Here is a 10,840-nt window from a genome sequence, read left to right as displayed (position 1 = left end):
GGAAGGCCCGCGCTGCGCGCGATAGCCGGGCAGAGCCCGGCTCTACGTGGCTGGCCTCCGTGCGGCCACCGTAAAGCCCGCGCTGCGCGCGACAGCCGTGTAGAGCCCGGCTCTACGTGGCTGGCCTCCGGTCCGCCCGCGCTGCGCGCGATAGCCGGGCAGAGCCCGGCTCTACATGGTCAGCGAGCGGCCGCTGGTGAAGCTGCGGCGTTGGCCGGTGAGCGGGTCAATGAACGACAGCGCCTGCGCGAGCAGCTGCAGCGGCTCACCGGGGTCTCCCTGCCCCTCCGTGCGCAGCATCGGATACAGATCGTCGCCCAGGATCGGGGCACCCAGCGCGGCCATGTGCACGCGCAATTGGTGCTTGCGCCCGGATTCGGGGTGCAGCCGATAACGCCACACCGGGCCGTCGGCGTTGATCACCTCGATCCGGGTGCGCGCGTTCGGCGCCCCCGCCGCCTCGGCCATGCGGAAGAACGGCTCGCCCGGCACCAGCCGGCTGTACCGTTCCAGCGGGAACTGCAGCGCCGGCAACTCCGGGGCCAGCGCCTCGTAGGTCTTGTCGATGCGGCGCTCGCGGAACAGCCGCTGGTAGGCATCGCGCGTGGCCGGCCGGGTCGAGAACAGCACCACCCCCGCCGTCAGCCGGTCCAGCCGATGCAAGGGCACCAGGTCCGGATTGCCGGTGCGCGCCACCAGCCGCGCCAGCAGGGTCTCGCGGACGTAGCCCCCGGCCGGGGTGACCGGCAGGAAGTGCGGCTTGTCGGCCACCAGCAGATCCGCGTCCTGGTACAGCACGGTTTCGGTGAACGGAATCACCGGCTCGTCGATCACCTCACGAAAGTACTGGATCTCCAGCCCCACCTGCCACGCCTGGTCCGGCGCCAGCACCCTGCCCTGCGCGTCGAGCACCCGCCCCCGCGCGAAACGGCTTTCCCACTGGGCGCGGTCGATGCGCGGGAAACGCGCGCACAGCCCGTCGAGCAGGCAGCCCCAGTCGCCCGGGGGCAACTGCAGGCGGCTGGCGGCAACATCGGTGGAAACGGGATCGGACGGGGTCATGGCCCACGCATTATCATGGCGCTCTTTGTTTACGGTACCCCCATGGCCCTCACCGCCACCATCCGCAAGGCCGAACTCCAGATCAGCGACATGGACCGTGGCTACTACGCCACCCATTCGCTCACCCTGGCCCAGCACCCCTCGGAGACCGACGAACGCCTGATGGTGCGCCTGCTGGCCTTTGCGCTGAATGCCGATGATCGCCTGGAGTTCGGCCGCGGGCTGAGCGTGGACGACGAGCCGGACCTCTGGCGCCGCGATTACACCGGCGACATCGAACTGTGGATCGAACTGGGCCAGCCGGACGAATCGCGCCTACGCAAGGCCGCCGGCCGTTCGCGCGCGGTGCAGCTGATCACCTACGGCGGCCGCGCCACCGATATCTGGTGGGAGCGCAACGCCTCGGCGGCCAACAAGCTTTCGGTGCTGGAGGTGATGGACCTGCCGGCCGACTTCGTCGCCGAATGGGGCGCGCAGGTCGAGCGCACCATGCGCTGGGACGTGCTGATCCAGGACGGTGAGGTGCAGCTGCTCTCGGACAAGGCGCAGCTGGCCGTCACCCCGGTCTGGCGCAAGCGCAAACCGCAGGCATGAGTGTGATCCGCTGCGACGTGCTGGTCATCGGGGCCGGTGCGGCCGGGCTGATGTGCGCGCTCACGGCGGGCCAGCGCGGTCGCATCGTGCAGGTGATCGACCATGCCAACAAGGTCGGCAAGAAGATCCTGATGTCCGGTGGTGGGCGCTGCAACTTCACCAATACCGGCACCACCCCGGGCAACTTCCTGTCGGCCAACCCGCACTTCTGCAAGTCCGCGCTGGCGCGCTACACGCCCAGCGACTTCATCGAGATGGTCGAACGCCACGGCATCGCCTATCACGAGAAAGAACTGGGCCAGCTGTTCTGCGACGTCTCGTCCAAGCAGATCGTGCGCATGCTGGTCGATGAATGCCAGGCCGCGGGCGTGCAGATCCGCACCGACTGCGGCGTGGACAAGGTGGAACGCGGTGCCGACGGCTTCCACGTCCACACCGCGCAGGGCCACTTCCATGCGGCCTCGCTGGTGGTGGCAACCGGCGGCCTGTCGATTCCCAGCCTGGGTGCGACCGGCTTCGGCTACGAGCTGGCCCGCCAGTTCGGCCACACCGTGCTGCCCACGCGCGCCGGCCTGGTGCCCTTGACCCTGAGCGGCACGCATCAGGAGCGCTTCCACGAGCTGAGCGGGGTTGCCCTGCCCGTTGCGGCGCGCTGCAACGACGTCGAGTTCCGCAATTCCATGCTGATCACCCACCGCGGCGTCAGCGGACCGGCGATCCTGCAGATCTCCTCGTTCTGGCAGCCCGGCGACGACCTGCGCCTGGACCTGCTGCCCGGCCGCGATGCCGAGGCCTGGCTGCGCGAGATGAAGCGCGACCGCGGCGCCGCCGAGCTGCGCACCGTGCTGTCGGAGGTGTTGCCGCGCCGGCTGGCGCTGCGCCTGTGCGAACACTGGCTGCCGGACCGCCCGGTCCGCCAGATCGACGAGCGCCAGCTGCGCGAGGCCGCCGCCCTGCTGCAGGACTTCCCGCTGGTGGCCAGCGGCACGGAGGGCTACCGCACCGCCGAGGTCACCCTGGGCGGGGTGGACACCCGCAAGGTGTCCTCCAGCACATTCGAATCGCAGCTGGTGCCGGGCCTGCACTTCATCGGCGAAGTGCTGGACGTGACCGGTTGGCTGGGCGGATACAACTTCCAATGGGCGTGGGCCTGCGGCCATGCCGCCGGCCAGGTGGTCTAGGCCGGCGATTCCGTGATCGAGTACCGCGAGTACCGCCGCCAGCATGGACGTAACCCCACGCATCGTGTATCAAGTTTGCAGTCTGGGGAGTAGTGAATGCAGAACGCGAATGACATGACCGTCCGCCTGCTGATCGTGGACGACAGCGGGGAGAACGCTGAGACCATCGTCAGCACGTTGCGCAACAGCGGCATCGCGGTGCGCCCGGCGCGCCCGCAGAACAGCGAGGAGCTGGCCCAGGTGCTCGGCAGCCAGCCGATCGACCTGATCCTGGCCGCCCCGGCGCAGAGCATTCCGCTGCTGCAGGTGACCCAGCAGATCGCGGCCAGCGGCAAGGACATCCCGATGATCCTGCTGGCCGAGCGCCTGGACGAGAACGAGTGGGTGGAAGCCGGTGCCAACGGCATCCGTGCGATCGCCCTGCGCCACCGCCCCGAGCACCTGCTGGCGGTGGTGCGCAACGAGTGGACCGACCTGCACGCGCGCCGCGGGCTGCGCCGGATCGAGGCGCAGATGCGCGAGACCGAGCGCCGCTGCGACGCGCTGATCTCCTCTTCGCGCGACCCCATCGCCTACATCCACGAAGGCATGCACATCCGTGCCAATGAAGCCTATCTGGAGATGTTCGGCTACGAGGCGTTCGACGACGTGGAAGGCATCTCGCTGCTGGACATGGTGGCGCCGCAGCACGTGGACGGCTTCAAGCAGCTGCTCAAGTCGCTGAGCAAGGGCGACGCGCCGCCGCCGCAGTACCAGGTGGACGCGCGCAACCAGGACGGCGGTGTGTTTCCGGCGACGATGGAGTTCACCCAGGCCAGCTATGAGGGTGAGTCGTGCCTCCAGGTGGTGTTCCGCCGCCGCATGGAGTTCGATCCGGAGCTGGCGCGCGAGGTCGAGGACCTGCGCCAGCGCGACCAGGTCACCGGCCTGCTCAACCGCCCGACCTTCATGCTGCATGTGGAGAATGCGGTGGCCCAGGCCGGCCGCAGCGAAGGCCAGTTTGGCCTGCTGCTGATCGAGCCGGACCACTACGCCCGCCTGCTGCCGGACATCGGCCTGGATTCGGCCGATGTGCTGATCGGCGCGCTGGGTCAGGTGCTGGCCGATACCGTCGGCGACGGGGCGCGCCTGGCACGCTTCGGCGAGCACAGCTTTGCCGTGCTCACCGAAGGCCCCTACGCGCACACCGTGGCGTTGGCCGACCAGATCCGCGAGGCTTACGCCGCCAAGGTGTTCAGCATCGGCGACCGCTCGGCCACGGTAACGGTGAGCATCGGCGGCGTGCAGGTCGGCGAGAAGATCGCCAGCATCGGCCAGGTGCTGGCCCGCGCGACCGAGTGCACGCACGCAGCGTCGGAGCTGGGCAACACGACCCGCATCTTCGACCCCGCTGCGGTCGACCGGGTTGAGGAAGAACGCATCCAGCGCTGGGTGGCGCGTATCCGCGAGGCCCTGGCCGGCGACGGGTTCCAGCTGCACTACCAGCCGGTGCTGAACCTGCAGGGCGAGCCGCTGGAGCTGTACGAGGCCTACCTGCGCCTGGAGAACAACGGTGAGCTGCTGAGCCCGACGGCCTTCCTGGGCATCGCCGAGGAGCATGGGCTGCTGGCCGACATCAACCGCTGGGTGGTGGCCCATGCGATCGGGGTGCTCGGCGAGCGCGAACGCGCCGGCCATCCGACGCACATGATGGTGAAGGTGACACCCGAGTCGTTCAACGATCCGCAGATGATCGCCACGCTGCGCCGCGAGCTGTTGGCCAACGGGGTACCGGGCGAGCGGCTGTGGCTGCACGCGCCCGAAGCGAAGGTGTTCACGCACCTGCGCAATGCGCAGCAGTTCCTCGCCGAGGTGGCACCGCTGGGCTGCCGGATCGGGCTGGAGCAGTTCGGCTCGGGCCTGGATTCGTTCCAGCTGCTGGCGCACTTCCAGCCGCAGTTCCTGAAGCTGGACCGCGACTTCACCAGCGATTTCGCGCGCGCGCGCGAGCACAGCGAGAAGATCAGCGAAATCACCGCCCGCGCGCAGTCGGCCAACATCCGCACCATCGCCGAGTTCGTGGCCGATGCGAATTCGATGAGCCTGCTGTTCAGTGCCGGCGTGGATTACGTGCAGGGCGAGTTCGTGGGGCCGGCCGGTCCATCGATGAACTTCGATTTCGCCTGAGGCGGGAGCTGTAGCAGGCGCGGAATGAAAATGCCGCCCGGAGGCGGCATTTTCGTCCTGCACCACGGCCGACCGGGGGTCGGCCTGCGGTATCAGGTCATGTCGACCAGGTTGGGGATGGTCACGTCGGTGGCGACGTCCGCCTCGTAGTCCACGCCGTCCACGCCGAAGCCGAACAGGCGCAGGAAGTCGGCCTTGTAGCCGGCCAGGTCGCTGATCTCGTACAGGTTCTCGTTGGTCACCTGCGGCCACAGCGCGACCACTTCACTCTGCACGTCCGACGCCATTTCCTTGTAGTCCGCGCGCAGGCGGCCGGCTTCATCGACCAGCTCCACCGGGTGGCCGTCGGCCAGCAGCTGGTGGCGCAGGCGCTCGGTGGCGGTGCCGGTGTCCTTGCCGCCGTAGAGGATGTCGTACAGCGTGTCGAGCTGCTCGATGCAGCCTTCGTGCGTGCCCTTGGCCTTCATCACCTTGAACAGCAGCGACAGGTACAGCGGCATGGTCGGGATCGCGGAGCTGGCCTGGGTCACGACCGCCTTGAGCACCGAGACGCGCGCGTCGCCGCCGATCGCCTCCAGCTTGCCCCGCAGGCCCAGCACCTTCTGGTCGAGGTCCTTCTTGGCCGCGCCGATGGAGCCGTTCCAGTAGATCGCCTGGGTGATCTCCTCGCCCACGTAGGTGAACGCGGTGGTGGTGGCGCCCTCGGCCAGCACACCGGCCTCCAGCAGCGCGTCGATCCACATCTGCCAGTCTTCGCCGCCCATCACCGCCACGGTACCGGCGATCTCTTCCGGCGTGGCCGGCTCGATCGTGGTTTCGGTGATCACTTCCTTGTCGGTATCCAGGCCACGCAGGGTGATCGGCGCACCGATCGGCTTGAGCGTGGAGCTGATCACTTCACCGGTCTTGGGGTGCTTGCGGCGCGGTGCGGCCAGGCTGTAGACGACCTGATCGACCTGGCCCAGGTCCTGCCGGATCAGTTCGATGACCTTGGCCTTGACCTCGTCGGAGAACGCATCGCCGTTGACGCTCTTGGCGTACAGGCCAGCCTGCCCGGCATACTTGTGGAACGCGGCCGAGTTGTACCAGCCGGCGGTGCCGGGCTTGGTTTCGGTGCCCGGACGCTCGAAGAACACGCCCAGGGTGGCGGCGTCGCTGCCGAAGGCGGCGGTGATGCGTGCCGCCAGGCCGTAGCCGGTGGACGCGCCGAGCACCAGCACTTTCTTCGGGCCGTTGACGATCTTAGGCTTGGACTGGATGTAGTCGATCTGCTGCTTGACAGCGGCGTCGCAGCCGACCGGATGGGTGGTGACGCAGATGAAGCCGCGCACACGCGGTTTGATGACCATGAAGACCTCGATGGGAACAGACGCAGGCACGGCCTGCGCGATGAAAAGGGCGGCGCGCCATCGAAACGGCTGCGCGGAACGCATGGGATCGTAGTGCGCGGGGGCGCGTTGTACAACCGACGGGGGTGTATGGGGCGGCCTTTGTTCCGCGCGCGCGGGGGAATGGGCGCGCCCTGCCGGGACACGCCGTGAACCCATCCCTGTCCGCCTTGTGGGAAAGCGCGGAGACCCCCTTTTGGGGGGCTCGTAGGCGGCATCCTTGCCGCCTACGGTCCCGGCAGGGCCCGCCCATCCCCCCGCCCCACACGCTATCGGCGGCGGACGGGAAAAGCGACGAAGCAGGCGCTGCGCGCTGCCCCAACGAAAAAGCCGCGCAGGGCGCGGCTTTTCCGGTGTTGCGGTGCAGGTCGCTTACGGGCGGCGTGCGAGGGCTTCGACGTCCTTGGCCTTGGGCAGGAGGTCCTGCTTGGTCACGGCCAGAACGCCCATCGTCAGCAGCGGGCAGGCGATGAAGATCGAGGACAGCGTGCCGATCACGGCGCCGATCATCTGGCTCAGCGCCAGCCCTTCCAGCGAACCGCCGCCGTACAGGTACAGCGCCAGCACCGACAGGAAGAACACCAGCGAGGTGATGATGGTGCGCGAGAGCGTCTGGTTGATCGAGCGGTTCATCACTTCCAGCGGCTCGACGCGCAGGCTGCGGAAGTTTTCGCGGACACGGTCAAAGACCACGATGGTGTCGTTGATCGAGAAGCCCATCACCGACAGCAGGCCCGCCAGCACGGTCAGGTCGAACTCGCGGCCACTGATCGAGAAGTAACCGGCCACGACCAGCACGTCGAACAGGGTGGTGATGATGGCGACCATCGCGAACTTCCACTCGAAGCGGAAGCCGATGTAGATCAGGAAGCCGACCAGCACGAACAGCGCGGCGTACAGGCCGTTCAGGGCCAGCTCCTTGCCGACCTGCGGACCGACGAACTCGGCGCCGACGATGGTGGCCTGGTTGCCTTCCACCGAGATCGCCTTCTGCACGGCCTGGGCGGTGCGGTTGTTGGCTTCGCCGGCGTTCTCGCCCTCGCCCACTTCCTGCGGCTGCAGGCGGATCAGCAGGTTGCTGCCACTGCCAAAGCTCTGCACCTGGGCGCCACCGTAACCGGCGCCCTCCAGGTGCTCACGCACGGCGTCGACGTCGGCCGGCTTGTCGAAGCGCACTTCGACCACGGTACCGCCGGTGAAGTCGAGCGCGTAGTTGAAGCCCTTGAAGGCGATGCAGCCCACGGCGGCGATGAACACCAGCGCGGCCAGCGTGATCGCCACCCAGCGGGTGCGCATGAAGTCGAACTTGGTGTCGTTCGGAATCAGATGCAACGGGAACAGTTTCATGGTTTCGATTCTCTTCCCGTCAGATGGCCAGGGACTTGAGCTTCTTGCGGCGGCTGTAGACCAGAACGGCCAGCGCACGCGAGACGGTGATTGCGGTGAACATCGAGGCCAGGATGCCGACGATCATCGTGACCGCGAAGCCCTTCAGCGGACCGGTACCGAACGCGTACAGCGCCACGCCGGCCAGGATGCCGGTGAGGTTGGCGTCCAGAATCGTGCCCGAGGCCTTTTCGTAACCGGCGACGATCGACGCCTTCGGCGGCATGCCGGCGCGCAGTTCTTCGCGGATACGTTCGTTGATCAGCACGTTGGCGTCGACCGACAGGCCGATCGACAGCGCCAGACCGGCGAAGCCGGGCAGCGTCATCGTGGCGCCGAACAGCGACATCACCGCCACCACGATCAGCAGGTTGAACAGCATGGCCACCGAGGTGATCACGCCGAACATGCGGTAGTACACGGTGAAGAAGACCAGCGTGAACAGGAACGCGAAGCCCACGGCGGTCACGCCGCGCTCGACGTTCTCCGCACCCAGGCTGGGGCCGACGATGCGTTCTTCGACGAAGTCCATCGGTGCGGCCAGCGAGCCGGATTTCAGGAGCTTGGCCAGGTTTTCCGCTTCAAGCTTGTCCAGGCCGGTGGTCTGGAAGCTCTTGCCGAACACGCCATTGATGTTGGCGACCGAAATCACCTCTTCCTTGACACGGAAGCTGCGCACTTCCTTGCCGTCAACCACGTTCACGGTCGGGATGCGCTCGGTGTACACCACCGCCATCGGCTTGTTCACGTTGGCCGCGGTGAAGTCGAACATGCGCTGGCCGCCGACGTTGTTCAGGGTCACGCTGACCGCGGCCAGGCCGTTCTGGTCGGTGGTGGCCTGCGCGGCAACCATCTGGTCACCGGTGACGATCACGCGCTTGTTCAACAGGATCGGGCCGCGGTTGTCGCGCTGCTGGTAGACCTTGGCCTCCGGCGGAATGCGGCCGCTGGTGATGGCGTCCTGTGCGTTGCCTTCAACCACGGCGCGGTATTCCAGCGTCGCGGTGGCACCGATCATGCGCTTGGCTTCGGCGGTGTCCTGCACGCCCGGCAGCTGCACGACCACGCGGTCGGCACCCTGGCGCTGGATGATCGGCTCGGCCACGCCCAGCTGGTTGACGCGGTTGCGCAGCGTGTTGACGTTCTGCTCGATGGCGCCATTGGCGATGGAGGTCAGCTCGGTTTCCGGCAGGCTCACGGTGATGCGGTTGCCGGCGACCTCGTAGCCCAGGGTCGGCTGCGCCTTGTACATCACGTCACGGGCGCGGGCGGCGGCATCGGCACCGGCGGACGGGCTGATGCTCGCCACGATGGTGTTGTCCGGGCGACGCTCCACCGACTGGTAGGCGATGCGGGCCTCGCGCAGGCTGGTGCGCACGTCTTCGGCGTAGGCATCCAGGCGCTTGTCCAGCGCGGCCTTCTGGTCGACCTGCAGCACGAAGTGCACGCCGCCCTGGAGATCCAGGCCCAGCACCATCGGCTTGGCGCCGAGGTCGCTCAGCCAGGTCGGCACGGTGGAGGCCAGGTTCAGCGCCACCACGTAGTCTTCGCCCATCTCATCGCGAAGGGCGTCGTTGGCGGCGGTCTGTGCCTGCAGGCTGGGCAGGCGCACGATCAGACTGTCGCCCTCCTTGGCCACCGACAGCGGTTCCACGCCGGCCTGCTTGAGGTCGCCCAGCACGCGGTCGCGCAGGGCGTCGTCGATCTGCCCGCCACGGTTGGCGGTGATCTGCACGGCAGGGTCCTTCTGGTAGATGTTGGGCAGCGCATACAGCGCGCTGACCGCCAGCACGATCAGGATGAGGAAGTACTTCCAGCGTGGAAATTCGAGCATTGCTTGGGTCCCGCGCGGTGCCCGTCCCGGCACCGCGGTTGAACGGAAAGGGAGTGGATCAGTTGGCCGACTTCAGCGTGCCGGTCGGCAGCACGTTGCCCACGGCGCCCTTCTGCACGCGGATGCGCACGTTGTCGGCCACTTCGATGGTGATGAAGTTGTCGCCGATGTCGGTCACCACGCCGGCGATGCCGCCGTTGGTCAGCACTTCATCGCCACGCTTGATCTTCTCCAGCATCGCCTTGTGTTCCTTCTGGCGCTTCATCTGCGGGCGGATCATCAGGAAGTACATGACCGCGATCAGCACGATCGGGACCAGGAACGTCGTCCAGGAGGCACCCGGCGGCTGGCCACCAGCGGCCTGGGCGTGTGCGGCGGGGATCAGGAAGGCGATCAGGTTCATACAGGGTGTCCTTGGGTTGGAGGCGCCCTGCCCCGAGGGGGAGCAGGGTGTCGCCGTGAAACAGTGGTCAGCCGCGAAGTATGCCACGGCCCCGGGAGTTCGTCCTTGGGCCGTTTGGCAGGGTCGGCGCGCGGATTCGGGGACGCTGCCACCGCTTACAGCGGCGGCGTGGCGGCACCCCGGGCCGCGTAGAAGGACTCGCGGAAGGCCGAAAAGGTTCCCGACGCGATCGCTGCGCGGATGTCGGCCATCAGCTTTTCGTAGTAATAGAGGTTGTGCAGGGTGCCCAGCATCGGCGCCAGCATTTCATTGCAGCGGTCCAGGTGGCGCAGGTAGGACCGGGTGTAGCCACTGGTGCAGGCGTGGCAGCCGCAGCCCGGCTCGATGGTGTCCATGTCGCGCTCGTAGCGGGCGTTGCGGATGCGCACGGTGCCGAACGAGGTGAAGTAGTGGCCGTTGCGGGCGTTGCGGGTGGGCATGACGCAATCGAACATGTCCACGCCCCGGGCCACGCCTTCCACCAGGTCTTCCGGGCGGCCGACGCCCATCAGGTAGCGCGGCCGGTCGGCCGGCAGAATCGGGTGCATGTGGTCGAGCATGGCGTTGCGCTCGTGCTCGGGCTCGCCCACCGCCAGCCCGCCGATGGCGTAGCCGTCAAAGCCGATCTGCTGCAGGCCCTCGGCCGAGCGGCTGCGCAGGTCGTGGTGCACGCCACCCTGCACGATGCCGAACAGGGCCGCATCGTTGCCGAGCGCGTCATGCGCGTTGCGGCGGGGGTGGGGTGGGTGGAGGGGTCAGTCCATTCGAAAGTGCTTCACAGAATGGG

Annotated in this window: 8 protein-coding genes and 1 pseudogene; 3 read left to right on the top strand and 6 right to left on the bottom strand. The window is 67.6% G+C overall.

The annotated features are described in order from the left end of the window. Positions 1 to 171: 171 nt before the first annotated feature. Positions 172 to 1,062 (bottom strand): pseudouridine synthase, encoded by an 891-nt coding sequence (locus tag ACO6VK_RS20190; RefSeq protein WP_422510256.1) that lies wholly within the window; start codon positions 1,060 to 1,062, stop codon positions 172 to 174. A gap of 42 nt (positions 1,063 to 1,104) precedes the next feature. On the opposite strand from ACO6VK_RS20190, the gene ACO6VK_RS20185 reads away from it, so the two are divergent. From ACO6VK_RS20185 to ACO6VK_RS20175, 3 genes are all read left to right on the top strand, one after another. After that, a complete protein-coding gene (locus ACO6VK_RS20185; RefSeq protein ID WP_422510254.1) occupies positions 1,105 to 1,656 on the top strand; it encodes a YaeQ family protein in 552 nt (183 codons plus the stop codon). Then, positions 1,653 to 2,837 carry an NAD(P)/FAD-dependent oxidoreductase gene (locus ACO6VK_RS20180; RefSeq protein ID WP_422510252.1) on the top strand — a complete coding sequence of 395 codons (1,185 nt, stop codon included), beginning with the start codon at positions 1,653 to 1,655 and terminating at the stop codon, positions 2,835 to 2,837. The genes ACO6VK_RS20185 and ACO6VK_RS20180 overlap by 4 nt, the downstream gene beginning before the upstream one ends. A 96-nt stretch (positions 2,838 to 2,933) precedes the next feature. Then, positions 2,934 to 5,003, top strand: coding sequence for an EAL domain-containing protein (locus tag ACO6VK_RS20175; RefSeq protein ID WP_422510250.1), 2,070 nt, complete (start codon positions 2,934 to 2,936; stop codon positions 5,001 to 5,003). Positions 5,004 to 5,095: 92 nt separating this feature from the next. Here ACO6VK_RS20175 and fabV read toward each other — a convergent pair whose 3' ends face one another. The 5 genes and pseudogenes from fabV to ACO6VK_RS20150 form a co-directional block, all read right to left on the bottom strand. Next, positions 5,096 to 6,352, bottom strand: a complete 1,257-nt coding sequence (fabV, locus tag ACO6VK_RS20170) for an enoyl-ACP reductase FabV (protein ID WP_422510248.1) — start codon at positions 6,350 to 6,352, stop codon at positions 5,096 to 5,098. Between the two features lie 411 nt (positions 6,353 to 6,763). After that, a complete protein-coding gene (gene secF / locus ACO6VK_RS20165) occupies positions 6,764 to 7,738 on the bottom strand; it encodes a protein translocase subunit SecF (RefSeq protein ID WP_411850734.1) in 975 nt (324 codons plus the stop codon). Between the two features lie 19 nt (positions 7,739 to 7,757). After that, complete coding sequence (gene secD, locus ACO6VK_RS20160; RefSeq protein WP_422510245.1) at positions 7,758 to 9,611, bottom strand: protein translocase subunit SecD; 1,854 nt, start codon at positions 9,609 to 9,611, stop codon at positions 7,758 to 7,760. A 58-nt stretch (positions 9,612 to 9,669) separates the two neighbouring features. Continuing rightward, positions 9,670 to 10,014, bottom strand: coding sequence for a preprotein translocase subunit YajC (yajC, locus tag ACO6VK_RS20155; RefSeq protein WP_411850732.1), 345 nt, complete (start codon positions 10,012 to 10,014; stop codon positions 9,670 to 9,672). A gap of 155 nt (positions 10,015 to 10,169) precedes the next feature. Beyond that, positions 10,170 to 10,784, bottom strand: a pseudogene (locus ACO6VK_RS20150) (tRNA-guanine transglycosylase); the annotation flags it as partial. Positions 10,785 to 10,840: the final 56 nt, after the last annotated feature.

This window comes from Stenotrophomonas sp. GZD-301 (assembly GCF_049310345.1).
GTDB lineage: Bacteria > Pseudomonadota > Gammaproteobacteria > Xanthomonadales > Xanthomonadaceae > Stenotrophomonas.
The sequence above is the reverse complement of the archived record's forward strand: the minus strand, read 5'-3'. Positions and strand labels throughout refer to the sequence as shown.